The organism is Leptolyngbya sp. O-77 (assembly GCF_001548395.1).
Classification (GTDB): Bacteria; Cyanobacteriota; Cyanobacteriia; order Elainellales; family Elainellaceae; genus Thermoleptolyngbya.
Genome location: NZ_AP017367.1, coordinates 3,049,428 through 3,065,930, shown reverse-complemented (window position 1 = coordinate 3,065,930; position 16,503 = coordinate 3,049,428). Strand labels below are relative to the sequence as shown.

The 16,503-nt window shown below is 58.4% G+C and carries 17 protein-coding genes; 6 read left to right on the top strand and 11 right to left on the bottom strand.

All coding sequences use genetic code 11. The annotated features are described in order from the left end of the window. Positions 1–175: 175 nt before the first annotated feature. From O77CONTIG1_RS13060 to O77CONTIG1_RS13050, 5 genes are all read right to left on the bottom strand, one after another. The gene (locus O77CONTIG1_RS13060; protein WP_068511206.1) at positions 176–616 is read right to left on the bottom strand and encodes a DUF3531 family protein; all 441 of its coding nucleotides are present in this window, start codon (positions 614–616) and stop codon (positions 176–178) included. Positions 617–728: 112 nt separating this feature from the next. After that, entirely contained in the window at positions 729–1,406 is a 678-nt protein-coding gene (locus tag O77CONTIG1_RS27960) for a quinone-dependent dihydroorotate dehydrogenase (protein WP_286132309.1), read from the bottom strand. 11 nt (positions 1,407–1,417) lie between these two features. Continuing rightward, positions 1,418–1,720, bottom strand: a complete 303-nt coding sequence (locus tag O77CONTIG1_RS27955; RefSeq protein WP_286132308.1) for a hypothetical protein — start codon at positions 1,718–1,720, stop codon at positions 1,418–1,420. Next, entirely contained in the window at positions 1,675–1,905 is a 231-nt protein-coding gene (locus tag O77CONTIG1_RS27950) for a hypothetical protein (protein ID WP_286132307.1), read from the bottom strand. The genes O77CONTIG1_RS27955 and O77CONTIG1_RS27950 overlap by 46 nt, the downstream gene beginning before the upstream one ends. 280 nt (positions 1,906–2,185) lie before the next feature. Then, positions 2,186–2,770 carry a hypothetical protein gene (locus O77CONTIG1_RS13050; RefSeq protein ID WP_156435237.1) on the bottom strand — a complete coding sequence of 195 codons (585 nt, stop codon included), beginning with the start codon at positions 2,768–2,770 and terminating at the stop codon, positions 2,186–2,188. Positions 2,771–3,017: 247 nt separating this feature from the next. On the opposite strand from O77CONTIG1_RS13050, the gene O77CONTIG1_RS13045 reads away from it, so the two are divergent. After that, entirely contained in the window at positions 3,018–3,320 is a 303-nt protein-coding gene (locus O77CONTIG1_RS13045; RefSeq protein WP_228721704.1) for a hypothetical protein, read from the top strand. A 66-nt stretch (positions 3,321–3,386) separates the two neighbouring features. Next, positions 3,387–3,539 carry a hypothetical protein gene (locus O77CONTIG1_RS26890; RefSeq protein ID WP_286132306.1) on the top strand — a complete coding sequence of 51 codons (153 nt, stop codon included), beginning with the start codon at positions 3,387–3,389 and terminating at the stop codon, positions 3,537–3,539. 2 nt (positions 3,540–3,541) lie between these two features. On the opposite strand, the gene O77CONTIG1_RS13040 is transcribed toward O77CONTIG1_RS26890, so the two are convergent. The 4 genes from O77CONTIG1_RS13040 to ligA form a co-directional block, all read right to left on the bottom strand. Further along, positions 3,542–5,029, bottom strand: coding sequence for a pseudouridine synthase (locus tag O77CONTIG1_RS13040; protein ID WP_286132305.1), 1,488 nt, complete (start codon positions 5,027–5,029; stop codon positions 3,542–3,544). Between the two features lie 10 nt (positions 5,030–5,039). Continuing rightward, a complete protein-coding gene (gene msrA, locus O77CONTIG1_RS13035) occupies positions 5,040–5,696 on the bottom strand; it encodes a peptide-methionine (S)-S-oxide reductase MsrA (protein ID WP_068511201.1) in 657 nt (218 codons plus the stop codon). Between the two features lie 505 nt (positions 5,697–6,201). Beyond that, entirely contained in the window at positions 6,202–8,145 is a 1,944-nt protein-coding gene (locus tag O77CONTIG1_RS13030) for an alpha/beta hydrolase (protein ID WP_084782597.1), read from the bottom strand. After that, positions 8,123–10,216: an NAD-dependent DNA ligase LigA gene (gene ligA / locus O77CONTIG1_RS13025; RefSeq protein ID WP_068511198.1), complete on the bottom strand. Its 2,094-nt coding sequence runs from the start codon at positions 10,214–10,216 to the stop codon at positions 8,123–8,125. The genes O77CONTIG1_RS13030 and ligA overlap by 23 nt, the downstream gene beginning before the upstream one ends. 306 nt (positions 10,217–10,522) lie before the next feature. Here ligA and argJ point away from each other — a divergent pair, with 306 nt between their 5' ends. From argJ to O77CONTIG1_RS13005, 4 genes are read left to right on the top strand one after another with little or no spacing between them, the layout of a single operon-like run. Further along, entirely contained in the window at positions 10,523–11,764 is a 1,242-nt protein-coding gene (gene argJ / locus O77CONTIG1_RS13020; protein WP_068516521.1) for a bifunctional ornithine acetyltransferase/N-acetylglutamate synthase, read from the top strand. Positions 11,765–11,777: 13 nt separating this feature from the next. Next, complete coding sequence (locus O77CONTIG1_RS13015; RefSeq protein ID WP_068511196.1) at positions 11,778–12,749, top strand: glycosyl hydrolase 108 family protein; 972 nt, start codon at positions 11,778–11,780, stop codon at positions 12,747–12,749. Positions 12,750–12,808: 59 nt separating this feature from the next. Further along, positions 12,809–13,477, top strand: coding sequence for a class I SAM-dependent methyltransferase (locus tag O77CONTIG1_RS13010; RefSeq protein WP_084782595.1), 669 nt, complete (start codon positions 12,809–12,811; stop codon positions 13,475–13,477). Beyond that, entirely contained in the window at positions 13,474–14,661 is a 1,188-nt protein-coding gene (locus O77CONTIG1_RS13005; RefSeq protein WP_068511194.1) for a glycosyltransferase family 4 protein, read from the top strand. The genes O77CONTIG1_RS13010 and O77CONTIG1_RS13005 overlap by 4 nt, the downstream gene beginning before the upstream one ends. A 101-nt stretch (positions 14,662–14,762) precedes the next feature. On the opposite strand, the gene O77CONTIG1_RS13000 is transcribed toward O77CONTIG1_RS13005, so the two are convergent. Beyond that, on the bottom strand, positions 14,763–16,121 hold the full coding sequence (locus tag O77CONTIG1_RS13000) for a GspE/PulE family protein (protein ID WP_286132304.1): 1,359 nt from the start codon (positions 16,119–16,121) through the stop codon (positions 14,763–14,765). Beyond that, positions 16,118–16,492, bottom strand: a complete 375-nt coding sequence (locus O77CONTIG1_RS27945) for a hypothetical protein (RefSeq protein WP_286132303.1) — start codon at positions 16,490–16,492, stop codon at positions 16,118–16,120. The genes O77CONTIG1_RS13000 and O77CONTIG1_RS27945 overlap by 4 nt, the downstream gene beginning before the upstream one ends. Between the last annotated feature and the right edge of the window lie 11 nt (positions 16,493–16,503).

The window sequence follows — 16,503 nt, the reverse complement described above, 5'->3', positions numbered from 1 at the left end:
GCCCAGTTCAAATATCAAATTCAAACCCAATTCAAAAAGGGTGAGATGGATTGCCTTCATCTCCCCCTTTTTGCTAAGTCCCTATGCTAAGTTCATAAATCATAAATGGCTTAAAGCAAACCGCTTGCCTCAATTTACCCGCCTCATCACCCGCCTCAATTGTTGTAGTTTTCATCTACAAAGCCGGGGTTGCTGCGGGGCGGGGAATTTTCCAGTCTGCGTTTTCGCCGCCAATAATGAGCCGCTCGATCGTCACATAGTCCTTGCTGAACTGCTTCAGACTGTTGATTAACACGTCCAGCGCTAGGGCATCGCTAGTCCCCATATCGATCCAGCAGCGGGCCCAGTTGCCTTCGTACTCGACTTCGCCCATGTTGTGCATCAGCGACATGAGGCTTTCATCGGCCTGGTCATTGTCATAGTCCAAATAACTGATATCCAGCCCAGTGTCCTGCACCTGCAAGTTTTCGGCATTGAATCCGCCCAGTTTGCCCAGGAAAAACCAGGAGTTAAAGATCTCATCGATGTATTGCTGCTCCATTGCGGACGGCGGCAACGTGAATTCTAACCAGATCCACAGGTTGAAAAAGTCGCATTCTCGAAATTCGACGCGCATAGGCGTTGAGGTGGTGAAGTAATTGGGTGAGAGGCAAGGTGTATCTCACACTTCATTCAGCATACGACTTTATAAAGAGATCAAGGGGGGTGTGTCTGTAAAGGGCTGTTTTTTAGGTATTCTGCCCGATCGCCCTTTCGATGTGGCTCAAACCGTGCGCCTCTAGTTTTTGGGCGAGGCCGTCGAGGATGCGGCGCACCATCCACGGTCCTTCATAAAACCAGCCCGTGTAGACCTGTACTAGGCTCGCACCCGCAGTAATTTTTTCCCAGGCATCCTCAGCGGTGAAAATACCGCCAACCCCAATGATGGGCAGGGTTCCGCTGGTCTTCTGATAAATCAGTCGGATGATTTCCGTGGAGCGTTGGCGGAGGGGTGCGCCGCTGATGCCGCCGGCCTCTTCCGTGAGCAGTTTCCCTGTTGTAGCGAGGCGCTGGGTGTGGAGGCGATCGCGCTGAACGGTTGTGTTAGTCGCGATGATCCCCGCCAGGTGATGGGTTTGGCAGAGGGCAAGAATATCGGCGATCGCCCCCTCGTCGAGATCCGGCGCAATCTTCACCAGCAGCGGTTTTTGCCCTGCATTTTCTTGCTGCAATAGCCCCAAAATGCGGTCAAGCTGGTCGGCATCCTGGAGCGATCGCAATCCAGGCGTGTTGGGCGAAGACACATTCACCACAAAGTAGTTACCGCAATTCTGAAGCAGCCGGAAGCTGCCGAGATAATCTTCTGCCGCAGACTCCAGCGGGGTCACTTTGGACTTGCCCAGATTAATCCCCAAGGGAAACCGCAACGCAGAGGGGGTCAGCGTCTTGAAGGGGGCATGGCAGACGCACTCAGGCGGGCAGCCATCGCAGCGGCTCCTTCATTGTTAAACCCCATGCGGTTGAGTGCCGCCAAATCTTGAGGCAGTCGGAACAGGCGGGGGCGGGGATTTCCGGGCTGGGCCTGGAGCGTGACAGTGCCTAGTTCCGCAAAGCCAAAGCCAAAATCCTGCCACAGGTGCGCGACCCGTCCGTCCTTATCGAATCCAGCCGCCAGCCCCACCGGATTCTGAAAACTCAGGCCCCAGAGCGTTTGGCTGAGGGGCAGGATGGGGCGCTGCAAAAGGCCCGCCGACCCTGCTGTCGCACCCAGGAGGCCAGCGGCGGATTGCGGGTTGCGTCTGCCTCGGCAAGCCCGCTAAGTGCGTCTATCAGCCGACGGTGTAGCCATTCTGGGTCGGCCCGCAGCCCGCCAAACAGCAGCGGACGTAGCCCCTGTTTATAAAGATCCACTTTATAAAGCTCCACGGATGTTTCCTTGGTGCTGAATCGTTAGGCTTCCCTGCAAGAGCATTCTGCCGAATCACAAATTGCGATTAAGCCACTCGTGATTAAGCCACTTGCGATTAAGCCACTTGTGATTAAGCCACTTGTGATTAAGCCACTTGTGATTAAGCCACTTGTGATTAAGCCACAAAGCAAGAATTAAAGCAGGAAATCTCGCTAGAAAATCTCCTAGAAAATCTCACTGTATCAAGCGACGATTCAACAATCAATCTTGAGGCTTGGCAAGACTCTTGCAAGACCATTAGCGCCCCCCAAACTGAGTGGGGATGAGTCCATAGGCATGGCTCACAAGCTGCACGTTTGGGCCCTGCATCTGCCAAACCAGCAGTTCCTCTCGGTTAGAACGCTGACCATGAACCCATAAATGAACGCGGATAAACTCATTCGCCTGATGATCGGATGGAAGCCATTCCCAGCCGAGGATCTCGAACGCACTTGTTCTACCAGAGTTGCGCTGAATCGCGTCACAGTACATTAAGAAATGAGGCAGCGAATTGGCTTTTTGAAACGTTTTACTAGACTGTTCATAAACAGAAAGACAGTCTGCCTGGTTGACTTGAGCATGAAATTTTTGAATCGCGGCTGTAATTTTATCTTGCTTTATTTTTAGATTTGTAATGTCCAGGAATTGATACTTAGCCGTAATTTCTGGTTTGCAGCTAAAGGCGCCATTCGTAATATTAAATGAGCAGTTTTCTATCCCCAGCGAAGCTTCTCCGCGAAAGACCGAAAATAGCCCAGAAATAATCGAAGGCACGACAAACACGATGAAAAAAAGGGTTCCCAAGCAGCCCAAGCAGCTTGTTGTTTCAGAGGATTGAGCCATAGAACCTTGCGGGCGATCGCCAAACTCTACCAGCCAGAACCTATTGCTAAACCCTGAGGAACCTATACAGCCTGCTCCCGTTTATTTCTGACAAAGTTTATTCTGATAAAGCCTCATGCCCTGAGACGGCAAACGGTTATTTCAAGACGGTTATTCCAAGACGGTTATTGCAATATGTAGCATTCTGTCAGCAGGGTTCCCCAGATGCCCTAAGCTAGGTAAGGTTTTTACTACTCAAACTACCGTCGTGTCTGAACTGCTCTACACGGGTTTACGCGAAGGGATACAGGGAGCGTTGTGGCTGGTGCATTTGGTACTGGTTCCAGTTTGTTTTGTGATGGCTTGGGGCATGGTGGGGCTGGTGGCCTGGAACCTGATTTCGGCAGGGCGAGACGGGCTGGCCCAGGCGCAACAGATGCACAAGATTCCCTGTTCTGAATGTCGATTTTTTACGGGCGATTATCACTTGAAATGCACGGTACATCCGGAGCGAGCGCTGTCGGAAGAGGCGATGAATTGTGCAGACTACGAGCCGCAAAGGTGGGGATAATTCTAGAACGGTACTGGTTTAGAACGGTACTGGGGCTTTGAGCGTTAGCGTTTCGTGCGTTTGCGGATGTTTGACCGTCATCTGGTGAGCGTGCAGATGGAGTCGGGGCGCGTGTGCTGGACAACCGTAGAGGCGATCGCCCAAAATCGGCATTCCCAGACCTGCCGCGTCTGCCGCATGAACCCGGAGCTGATGCGTGCGCCCGGTCACAGGCACTAGCTCTACCCGACTGCGCCATACCCCATCGAATTCACAGTGCTCCTGTCCAAGCAGGCGCACTTGGGTTTGGCTGGGCTTGCCCCCGCTGCCAATCGACCTGCTGCCCGGGGACGCTCGGCCGGGTCGCCCCACAGCGGCAGACAAATTTCATCAGGAACGGACGCTAGACAGCCAGATAGCAGCGCTTCGTAGACCTTTTGCACCTGGCGCTGCTGAAACTGCTGATGGAGCGCCCGGTGAGTTTCTGCGTCTTTTGCCAGCAGCAGCACGCCGGAGGTGTCTTGATCGAGCCGATGCGTGGAATAGAGCCGTGAGTGGGTTGAGAGTCGGGCGATCGCGCTATCTTGTCCATAGCGACCGGGCACCGACAGCAGTCCGCTGGGCTTATTGACAGCCAACAGCCACGGGTCTTCGTATAGAATCCCTAGCGGTTCCGGTGCAGTGGTCTGCAAGACCTGAGCCGACAAGCCCGACAGCAAGAACCCCATTAGCGGCTGACAGCGCTCTGCACAGGCTTCATAAAACTGTCCTTGCACCCGATGCTCTCGCGCAGGCGACGGCCCCCACCAAAACTCCGCTAGGGCGATCGGCGTTAGTCCGTGGGTTGCTGCATAATGCAGAAGCTTTGGGGCGCAGCAGTCGCCCGTCCCGGTGGGCAAAAAACCAGACGGCATCAGCGCTTGCAGGGGTTGAGAGTCGCCCGCAAAGTTGGTGAGATGATGAGCGGCGTAAAATTCTGCCTGGAGTTGTCGAGATAGACTTTTGCGCTGCTGTTTCAGTTTTGCAATCCGTGCATTTGCCTGGTCAATTTCTCGCTCTAGAGGCAAGAGGATAGCATTCCACTTTGCTTTCAAGTTGCGGCGCTCGATGCCATCCTGCTGGCTTTGATGATTAAGCGCCTGAAGTGCGATCGCCACTGTGTCGTCTTCCGGGTCGTCTTCCGGGCGCTGGCGCAACTGCTGCCGAGTGCGCTCGCGGGCTTGCTTTCGATTCTGGTGCAGATCCGAAAGCTGCTTTAGTTCATCTTCAAACTTGAGTTTTTCAGCATGATAAACCTGGCGAACCGATAGAGTTTCTAGCTGGATAAGCTCCTGCTTAATCGCCTGCAGCGCACTCAGCGTTTCTAGTTCTAATGCAGCAATGCGATCGCGTCCCGGAATGGGCGGCACCCATCCTTCTTTGGTGCTGCTGCCATTGAGCAGTCCAGAAAACGCTTTGAGAAAATACAGTTCATTAGCTTGCGCTTTGACGAGCAAAACGCCGTACATCTTGCCTTCACGGTTGCAGTCCTCACAGGCTGCGAGTTCCTGCATGAGAGCGTGGGCGATCGCCTCTGCAAAGCGAGTTCGAGGCAGACATAGCCACCTGCCTGAACGCGGACACGCTCCACCATACCAGCCCGTCACAGTTGCATCTGCGAGAGACGCTTTAGCGCAGGATGGTAGCGGATGGAGCGTGTGGGCGATCGCCTCAGAAGACAGGCTCAGCAAGGCTCACAAGCTATACACTGGCGGTCGTCGGTGGGTAGCAGACCTTGGTGCCGCCCAGTCCGCAATAGCCCCCCGGATTTTTGGCAAGATACTGCTGGTGATAGTCCTCCGCGTAATAGAACTCTGGCGCATCCAGAATTTCAGTGGTGATGCTGCCATAGCCTTCCGCTTTGAGAGCAGCCTGATAGCGCTGGAGGGAGGCTTCGGCGGCTTGCCGCTGGGCTTCAGAATAAACGTAAATTCCAGAGCGATACTGCGTGCCTACGTCATTCCCTTGGCGCATTCCCTGGGTGGGGTCGTGGCTTTCCCAAAACACCTTGAGCAGGTCTTCGTAGGAAATCACCGACGGGTTGTACACGACGCGCACGACTTCGTTATGCCCTGTCAGACCGCTGCACACTTCCTGATAAGTGGGGTTGGGCGTGATGCCCGCCGCGTAGCCTACGGACGTGCTGTATACGCCCTCCTGCTGCCAAAACTTTCGCTCTGCGCCCCAAAAACAGCCCAGCCCAAACAGCGCCAGTTCCATCCCGTCGGGGAATGGCGGCTGAAGCGGGTTGCCGTTGACGAAGTGGCGATTTTGAATCTGCATTGGCTGCGATCGCCCCGGCAAAGCCTCTTCAGGAGTCGGCAGCGCCAGCTTTTTACCAAACCCAAATAGCACCATAGCGGTTTACCAACTGTCTCTAGAAAGAAGTGTGCAAAACAAGCATACAGATCATTTTCAATAAGAAGTAAAAGTCCAGCAGAACGACCTAGCGCTTAAATCAAGCACTCCTAAATCAAGGGCGTAGAGAATTCATACTTCTTTACTTCTTCTCTCATAGTACCGCAACAATAAAACCTGGTTGACTGACAAAAATTGACTCTAAGAACCGGAATACCCTGCTGCGAGGTGGTTTCAGGACTTTGAGGAAGAAGAGGGGAGTCAGCATACTAAGCTTAGATACCACTCAAAACCATGAACGCTGTGAAAAAAACTCCCCCCTCTACGATGCCTTGAACGCTTGGCTAGGTCAATCGGTGCCCTGGGCGCATCGTAGCCATCTGACGACCTGTCTGTGGATGGTGGTGTCCTTACTCCGGGAAGCCATTCGCCACAATTCATCAGCAGTCGGGGTGAGTGCATCACTGGTTTGCAAAGCTGCAAATTAAGCTGAGATAAGCTTTACTTAGGGTTTTCGAGCATTCGCCTGAGCGAGTTGATCCGGGGTGAAGCGCTCCACAATGCTGAGGGGTAGCTGATCATCCTGGAGTTGCTCGATGTAGCGGGCGCTGAGAAAAGGACGGTAGGTCTCGTCCTGATTCAGATAGGTCTGGAAAAAGGCGAGGCTGACGGTGCGGAGATAGTAATGGGCGATCGCCGGATCGGGACCCACGATTTCCGGCGGCAGGTTAACCGCTACGTTGTCTTCTGCGGGGACATCGATCGCGGAAAAGTGGGTCGCGTTTTGCAGCAGCAGCAGATAGCGGTGGGGTGTCGTCAGCCAGGTAAAGGGCGTAATTTGCTCCGGCAGCGCAGGGGTGACCGTATCGGCTCCGCTGGCAACGATTAGCGTGGGCACATCCAGCGCCGCATAGCCTTCTTCCCCAAACAGGCTGCTGCCCAGGGTGTTGATGGCGATAATGGCTTTTACCCTGGGATCGCGCAGGTTGTTGGAATCCAGCACCCAGTTTTGCAGGCGACATTGCAGCAGCAGCGACAGGTTCAGGGTTTCATCGAGCTTGCATTCCTGGTTTAGCCGACTGAGATCAATCGGGGTGCCCGCGATGGCAAAGGCTGTGTAGCCACCGAGCGACTGTCCAACCACGCCCACTTGATCGGTATCGATCAAGTTCTTGAAGCGGGGGTCCCGCTCCAGCGTGTTGAGCAGACAGGTAATGTCTTGGGGGCGCTGGACAAATTCAGCGGGTTCGGTTTCGTTGCGAACAATCCCGTCGATCAGGTCTTCTAGGCGTTTGGTGTTGCTGCCGGGGTGTTCTGGCACCGCAACCGCAAAGCCATAGGACGCGAGATGTTGAGCAATGTAGCTGAAGGTGAGACGATTGGAGCCTAGCCCGTGGGAGATGACCACCAGCGGCATCGCATTGGGCGGCTGATTTTGACGATCTGCGACAGGCAGGTATAGATCGACCTCCAGCGGGCGATTGCCAAAGCGTCGTCCTATATAAACCAGGCTATGATCCGCAGGGGAATACAGACTGGCGGGGGTACTTAAACAGCCGCGAAACTGTTCCTGCGTGAGGGTCTGAAGCGAAACCGTGTAGCGGCCGGGACGCACCGGATTGATCTGGGACGTGGAAACCACTGGCTCCAGGCGGGCATTGTCTTCGGAAATCAGGGCGATCGCATCGATGGCCTGTTTGGTCTGGTTTACCAACTGCTCGATCGAGGAAATGATGGCAAAGGCGCGGGTCAGGTCAATTCGCACCGTGTCCACCGGAAAATGTTCCAGCACGTTGAGCGGCGTTAGCCCGTTTTCGCCATCGGCCGCTGCCAGCACCAGCGCCGACCGAAGCGCCTGCTTACCCGACAGGTTTGACCCGGTGCGGACGACTTCGCCCAGTCGTTGCAGCAGCAAATCGCCCTGGTCAGAATAGAGAAACTGCGACACCGCCCAAGGACTCAGGTTTAGCTCTAGCCGCGCCTTGAGGAGTTGCTCGATCTGCTGGAGCTGTGCTTCTGTGGCGTAGGAATTGGCATAAGCCCGCAAATTTTCAGTAAAACGCCCCTCTTCGGCATAAATCCGCAGCGCCTGTACCGAAATCGACCGCTCAAACGGCCCCAGCGACACCAGCACGCGATCGGCTGCGCGGAGGGGTGAGGCGATGAAGGTCAGCGGCGCAGCAAACAGGACAGATAGCAGGGCCCGCCGCCAAATTTTGGGGCGGCGATTACTGGGGGTGTGAATGCTGAGGCGGCGAGTGGGCATTGGCGCTGGCTCTGCGGAGCAGTATCGCCCGTTTGCCCACCGACCCGCCCCCACACGACCAGTCATGCCCGCCGTCCATCGGCGCAGGCGGCATGGAGCAGCAAGAATGGATGGAATCGTAGCAGGCGGCACACGCATCGAGTCAGGTTGGGCGGCGGGTTTACGTCGGCGCTTCCTCCGCATTTGACAGTAAATTGAGGAGATCTGCTTCCGACAATTGGGTGATTTTTAGGGCGATCGCCTTTTCCAACTTAGACCCTGCGTCTTCACCCACGACGACGAAATCGGTTTTTTTGCTCACAGAACTCGTCACCTTGCCGCCCGCCGCTTTAATCAACTCAGCAGCCTCATCCCGTTTCAGCGTGGGCAGCGTTCCTGTCAGCACGAAGGTCTTGCCTGCGAGGGTTTGGGGCCCGTCGGGGGTGGGGCGCGTTTCGCCTGCCAGCGTCAGCCCCGCCGCCCGCAGCCGCTCCACCAGAGCCTGGTTTGCAGGCACGCGGAACCACTGATAAACCGACCGGGCGATTTCTGGGCCAATGCCGTAGACAGCAGCAATGTCCGATTCTTCAGCGGCGGCTAGGGCTTCGACGGTTGGAAAGGCTTCGGCCAGCGTTTGCGCGTTGACTGCGCCGACGTGCCGGATACCCAGACCAAATAGGACGCGCCACCAGGGTTGAGTCTTGGATTGGGCGATCGCCCTAACTAGATTTTCGGCGGATTTTTTGCCCATCCGGTCGATGTCGATCAGTTGCTCGGCCGTCAGGTCGTACAGGTCGGCCACGCTGTTCAACAAGCCGCGATCGCCCAACTGCTGCACCCACTTCTCGCCTAGCCCGTTGATATCGAGCGCCTGCCGCGAGGCCCAGTGAACCAGCGACCCGCGCACAATTGCCGGACAGGACGAATTGACACAGCGGGTAACGGCCTCCGCCTCCGGGCGCACCAATGGCTGGCCACACACCGGGCAATGGGTTGGCATTTGAAACGGCTCTGCCCCGGCGGGTCGTAGTTCCGGCAGCACGCGCACCACTTCGGGAATAATTTCGCCCGCCTTTCGCACAATCACCGTGTCGCCCACGCGCACATCCAGCGCCGCGATGAAATCAGCATTGTGCAGGGTGGCCCGCGCCACGGTGGTTCCCGCAAGCTGCACCGGGGCCAGCTCTGCCACCGGAGTCACCGCGCCCGTGCGCCCCACCTGCACCGAAATGCCCTGCACCACGGTCGGCGCTTCCTCAGCGGGATACTTGAGGGCGATCGCCCAGCGCGGAAACTTTTGGGTAAAGCCCAGCCGCTCCTGCAACGCCAGCCCGTTCAGCTTGATCACCAGCCCATCGGTGAGGTAGGGCAGGTCAAACCGGGCCTGCTCCCAGTGGTCGGCAAACTGGCGCACCTCCGCCAAGGATTCGCACAGCTTGCGGTTCGGATTCACCCGAAAGCCGAGCGTTTGCAGCAGATCCAGCGCTTCCCACTGGGATGCAGGTTTGGGAAAATCGCCGTCGCCCGCAAGATGCAGCGTGTAGGCAAAAAAGTCGAGCCGTCGCCGTGCCACAATTCGCGAATCCAACTGGCGCAGGGTTCCCGCCGCCGCGTTGCGCGGATTGGCAAACAGCGCCTCGCCCGCTTCCTCGCGCTCCTGGTTAATCTGCTGAAACACGTCCAGCGGCAAAAACGCCTCGCCCCGCACCTCCACCACAGGCGGCAGGTTCTCGCCCTTCAGCCGCAGCGGAATCGAGCGAATCGTCCGCACGTTGGGCGTAATGTCTTCCCCCGTCACGCCGTCGCCCCGCGTCGCCCCGCGCACCAGCAGCCCGTTTTCGTAGGTCAGCGCCAGGGCAGAGCCGTCGATTTTTAGCTCGCAAACATAGGCCGAGTCGGGCGGTGTGGGCGGCTCATCGGCAACGGTGGCGTAATAGCGTCGCCAGCGGGTGTCCCAGGTAGCAACTTCTTCTAGGTTAAAAGCATTCTCCAGGCTGTAGAGCGGAATGTTGTGGCGGACGGAGGTGAATTGGCTGGAGGGGCGATCGCCCACGCGCTGGGTGGGGCTGTCGGGCGAAATCAGCGCTGGATCAGCCGCTTCCAGATCCTGAAGCTCTCGATAAAGCTGGTCATACACCGCATCGGGCAACTGCGGCGCATCCAGCACGTAATATTCATAGCTGGCCTGGTTCAGCAGGTTTCGCAGCTCGGCGGCCCGCTGCGCTGGCGCGGTTTGAGCAGAAGCGGTTGCGGGTTTAGAAGGGTTGGCTGCCACGGTCGGTCTGGAATTTAAAAGCGCAGGTTGATGATTCGCTTCTCGATTTTAGAATCAGCCTTGCGCCTTTGATCCACCCCCCATGCCAATGTCAGGGGCAGAGCGGCGATCGCCCAATTTTTTGAATGCTTCTGCCAAAGGGAAAGAGCGCCAGCGCAATTGAATCCTCCATCTCCATATACGTTTATGAACGATCGCGCCTACACAGTCTGTTTCTGATTTATCCTTTAGCCTTTGATCCGTAGATTGCAATCCTCCGTGGATTTTGATCTGTTGAGTTGTTTCCGCATCAAGCAGGGGTTAAACATGGCTGAGTGGCACGAAATTCCGGGTGGAGTGACGGCACCGAAGGGCTATCGGGCGGCGGGCATTGCCGCTGGGCTAAAGCCGTCGGGTGCGCCGGATTTGGCGCTGATTTATTCGGAAGTGGAGGCGATCGCCGCTGGGGTGTTTACCACCAGCCAGGTGAAGGCGGCCTGCGTGGACTATTGCCGTCAGCGGCTAGAGGCGAAAGCAACAGCGCGGGCTATTTTGTGCAATGCGGGTCAGGCGAATGCGGCGACGGGTTCCCAGGGCTGGGAAGATGCGGTGGAAAGCGCCCAACTTTTGGCAGCGGCGCTGAACATTCCGGCAGAGCAAGTGCTGGTGGCTTCGACGGGCGTGATTGGGCAGCGCATCCGCATGGAGCAACTGCGGACGGGCATTCCCAGCCTGGTGGCCGCCGCCACGCCCGACGGCTCCGATGCCGCCGCCAAAGCCATTATCACCACCGACCTCGTGACCAAGAGCGTGGCGCTGGAAACGACGCTGGACGGTCGCCCGGTGCGGATTGGGGGCATCTGCAAAGGCTCCGGCATGATCCACCCCAACATGGCGACAATGCTGGCGTTTGTCACCTGCGACGCGACCGTTTCGCCCCACCTCTGGCAGCAAATGCTGAGCCGCGCCGCCGACAAGAGCTTTAACCAAATCACGGTAGACGGCGACACCAGCACCAACGACACGCTGCTGGCGCTGGCCAACGGCGAATCCCGCACCCCTGCCATCACTGAGCCGGGCCCCAATGCCGATCGCCTGGAAGCCATGCTGACGGAGGTGTGTATGCGAATGGCCAAGGCGATCGCCCGCGATGGCGAAGGCGCAACCTGCCTGCTGGAAATTCGAGTCAGCGGCGCACCCAACGACGCGGCCGCCCGCCAGGTAGCCCGCACAATCGCCGGGTCGTCCCTGTTTAAGTCGGCGGTGTTTGGGCGCGACCCAAACTGGGGCCGGATCGCTGCCGCTGCGGGTCGGGCCGGGGTGCCGTTTGACCAGGGCGAACTTCAGGTGAAGCTGGGTGACTTTTTGCTGATGGATCGCGGGCAGCCGCTGCCGTTTGACCGCCCCGCCGCCAGCAACTACATGAAGCAAGCCGCCGCTGGGGAATACCTGAAAACCGATACGGTGCTGGTGTCTGTCAGCATTGGCAGCGGCCCTGGGGTGGGTATGGCCTGGGGCTGCGACCTGAGCTATGACTATGTGAAGATCAACGCTGAGTACACGACCTAGAAGGGCGGTTACGATGGACGGACTGACGCTGCGGGCGATCGCCGCCAACACGATGAGCTACGCCATTGGCTCGATTCGCAGCAATCGGGCGCTGGTGCAGTCGGTGCAGGCTTCGCTAAACCGGATTGGGTACACAGTCGGCGCGGCCACAGGCGACTGGAATCACCCCACCGACGTTGCGTACCGCGCCTTTACCGAAAAGCACAAGCTGGTCCCCGACGAGCTATCGCCCCAGTCAGCCAGCCTGCTGCTCAGCCTGCCCACGGTTCACACCCCGCCAACGCCTGCGCCCAGTCCCGCGACCAGTCCCACGCCGATCGCCCAACCTGCACCCAAGCCAACGCCTGCACCCAATCCAACGCCTGCGCCCAGTCCCACGTCGATCGCCCAGCCTGCGCCCATTTCGCAACCGCCGCCCCAGGCTGTCCCTCGTCCAACCCCGTCGCTTGCGCCCACAGCGCCAACAGAAGCGCAAATTTTCCAGGAGGCGCTGCGCTTTACGCTGCGGTGGGAAGGCGGCTATGTGAACCATCCAGCCGATCGCGGCGGCGAGACAAATTGCGGCATTACCACCGCCACCTATCGCGCCTATCGCCAGGGCAAAGGGCTGCCGGTGCAAAGCGTGCAGTGGATTTCTGAAGCCGAGGTGCGCGAAATTTATGAACGCCTCTACTGGCAGCCAGCGCGATGCGGCATGATGCAGCGGCCACTGGCGATCGCCCATTTCGACACAGCCGTCAGCTTTGGCGTGGGCGGCGCGACAATGTTTTTGCAAGATCTCCTGGGGTTGCGGGTAGATCGCGTGTTTGGCCCCGTCACCCAGCGGGCGATCGCCCAGGCAGCCCATCTCGATCTCGCCCAGCGGCTCTGCCAGGCCCGCATCGACTATCGCTATCGCCGCGTCACTCGCGATCCGTCCCAGCGCATACTTCTGCAACGCTGGCTGAATCGGGACAACGACCTGCTCAGACTCATTCAGGACTAGCGCTGCAACGCGAACAGCAATGCTATAACCAGGATGTTCACGCCGCTTGCTGAAAATCTATGGCTAACTTGCCCGATGCCGCGCCTTTGCCCGTGGGTCATGCCGACAACCCGCATACCTGGAGCGATTATTACGACCTGATGCAGGGTCGCCCGCCGAGAGAAACGCTGTTGCGATCGCTCAGTTTGTTTGATGCCGAGGCTGAGACGGCTGGTCTTGAACGCTTTACAGGGTTTGCGGTGGACATCGGCTGTGGCGAAGGGCGCGACACGGCAGAACTGGTGCGGCGGGGCTGGCGCGTGTTGGCGATGGATGGCGAGCCGGAGGCGATCGCCCGCTTGCAGTCGCGCCCAGAGCTTCAGGCGGCGATTGCTCAAAATCTTCTGGAAACCCGCGAGCAGCGCTTTGAGGAACTTATTTTACCTGAAAACCTGGACTTGATCAACGCCAGCTTCTGTCTGCCCTTTTGCCCACCCGACGAGTTTCCTGCCCTCTGGCAAACGCTGACCCACGCGCTGCGGCCCGGCGGGCGGATGAGCGGGCAGCTCTTTGGCGATCGCGACTCCTGGGCAGCCTATGACCGCATGACCCACCACACGCGGGCGCAGGTCGAGGCGCTGCTGCAACCCTTCACCATCGAGATGCTGGAAGAAGAAGCGCATCCAGGTAAAACCGCAACGGGCGAAGATAAGTTTTGGCATATTTTTCACTGGGTTATCCGCAAGTGAAGCCTGACGCAGAAAGAGAATTGCGGCTCCACTGCTGGGTTCCCAACTTATTCGAGTTTCAGGGCGGCATCCAGCGCTATTTGCAAGATCTGCTGCGGGCGATCGCCAGCCAGCCCCATCGCCACACGATCGTCTTCAATAAGCGCGATCGGGCGGGAGATGGCGACCTGGATAAGTTATCTAATCTTACTTTTCGCTATTTTGGGGCATTGCCCGATGCATTGAAAACGCCAGGGTTTGCCGCAAGCCTGATGACAGCGGCACTAGGCGATCGCCCAGATCTGATCCTCTGTGGCCACCTGCACTTCGCGCCCGTAGCCCTGATGGTGCGGCGACTGGCGGGCATTCCCTACTGGATTTTTGTCTACGGCATTGATGCGTGGAACGTGCAAAATCCGCTGCAAAAAGCCGCCCTGCACGCCGCCAACCAAATCGTGTCCATCAGCGGCTACACCCGCGATCGCCTGATTGCCGAACAGCGGCTCGATCCCGCCAAAGTTGCCCTCTTGCCCTGCACGATCGACGCACAGCGATTTCGCCCAGCGCCCAAGCCCGATTATCTGCTCCAGCGCTACGGGTTGCAGGCGGATCAGCCCATCGTGCTGACGGTGGCGCGGCTGGTGGGCGGCACGCGCCACAAGGGTTACGACGCAGTGCTAGAGGCGCTGCCCCGCATTCGTCGGGCGCTGCCGCGAGTGCATTACGTCCTGGTGGGCAAAGGCGGCGATCGCCCCCGCATTGAGGCAAAAATCGCCGCGCTGGGGCTGCAAGATTGCGTCACGCTGGCGGGCTTTGTGCCCGATGCCGAACTTTGCGACCACTACAACTTGTGCGATGTGTTTGCCATGCCCAGCCAGGGCGAAGGCTTTGGCATTGTGTATCTAGAAGCACTGGCCTGCGGCAAGCCCGCCCTGGGCGGCAACCAGGACGGCGCAATCGACGCGCTGGCCCACGGGGAACTGGGCGCACTGGTCAACCCGACGGATACGGAGGCGATCGCCCACACGCTCATCCAGATTTTGCAGGGCGCGTATCCCAACCCGCTGCTGTATCAGCCCACCGAGCTAAGACGAAGGGCGATCGCCCGCTACGGCCACGACACCTTCACCCAAACGCTCAACCAACTCCTAACCCCCATAGCAGGGGTCAGGGGTCAGGGGTCAGGGATCAGGACGGAACGTTAGGCGGCTGCTCAAAGTTAGCAAGATTTCTCGTTGTCGTAACTCTCGCTTCGGCTGCTATAACCCCTAACCCCCAACCCCTAACCCCTAACCCCTGGCTCCCATCACCCCGTTTTCAGCAGCGAACCGTTGGCGTGGCGGGCAGGCGGCAGCGGCGGAATCGGCTGCGCGACGGGGCGAAAAAAGGCGCTGTGGGGCAGCACGCGCCGCACCTCTTCGACGGTGGTGATGCCCTGCGTGATTTTCTGAATGGCGGCAACGCGGAACGACTCGAACTGGCTCTCCGCCAGATAGCGGCGCAGTTGCGTCAGGTTGCCCTCGTAGATGATCTGCCGCACAGTGTCGTCTACGTTCAGCAGCTCGATCACTGCTTCGCGCCCCAGATAGCCCGACTGGAAACAGTGAACGCAGCCACGCCCTTTTTTCCAGCCCTGGAGATTTGCCTCGTCGGGGCGCAAACCCAGCAGCTTCAGGTCGGCGGGCGTGGGCGTGTAGGGTTCGGCGCAGTGGGGACAGACCTTGCGGACGAGGCGCTGAGCCACAATGCCCAACAGCGCATCGCTGATCAGCCCTGGGTCGGGGCCGATGTCTTGCAGGCGGGGAATCGCGCCGATGGCATCGTTGGTGTGCAGCGTGGTGAGAACCAAATGCCCGGTGAGCGCAGAGCGGACGGCGGTTTCGGCGGTTTCGTTGTCGCGGATTTCGCCCACCATGATGATGTCGGGGTCTTGCCGCAAAATCGCCCGCAGCCCAGCCGCGAAGGTCATACCGGCCGCTTCATGCACCTGGGTTTGCGTGATGCCGGGGAGGACGTATTCCACCGGGTCTTCGACGGTGACGATGTTGACGGATTCGGTGGCGATCGCCAGCAGGCTCGTATACAGCGTACTGGTCTTGCCCGATCCGGTGGGGCCCGTGAAGATAACCAACCCCTGCGGCTCCCGCAGCCAGCTTTCGTAAATCTCCCGCGCCGTGTCCGAAAAGCCCAAATCGGCGATCGTCTGGAACGTGTTTTGCTGACGCAATAGACGCAGCACCGCCTTTTCGCTAGGTTCACCTTTGACCCCGCTGATACAGGGCAGCGTGCTGACGCGCAGATCCAGTCCTTCTTCTTGCTGCCCAGCCATGTATTTTTCGCTAATGCGCCCGTCCTGGGGGCGGCGGCTCTCGGCGATGTCCATTTCGCACATTACCTTGAGCGCGACGATGACTTTGCGGCTGATGTCGGGCGGCAGCGTGGTAACGTGTCGCAAAATGCCATCAATGCGAAACCGCACCGCCAGCCCGTCGGCAGAGGGTTCCAGGTGGATGTCGCTGGCGCGGTTGCGGAGGGCGCTGGCAATCAGCGTGCGGATGCGCTCGATCTGGTTGCTGACTTGCGACAGGTGCAGTTCGGCGACTTCGGTCAGGTCTTCGGAGTCGGCTTGTCCGGCCAGCAGGTTGATTGCGCCCGACTTGCTCATGCGCTTGGCGGTGAGGGCTTGCAGGCGATACCACTGGCGATAGCTCTTTTCGGCAATGGGGACGATTTCGATGCTGGCGTTGAGGCGATCGCCCCATTTTGCTGCACCACTTCGGGCATCAGCGCAATGGGGCTGCCCAGATAATAGCAGTTGCGCCAGAGCAACAGCGGCACGACCGGCGGAACCTGCGTGCGATTCCCGGAGGAAGCGCTGCGCGAATCGCCAAACTCTCGCCAAAACCGGGTACTTACCTCCGGGTCGAGCAGCCGCAAATTCACAATTCCCTGTCGATTCACCAGCAGACTAAGCGCCTGCTCACAGGTGATCTGCTGCTGCTTAAGCTGTTGCCAAACCGATTGGCTGTTTTGCATGGGCGCTTTCA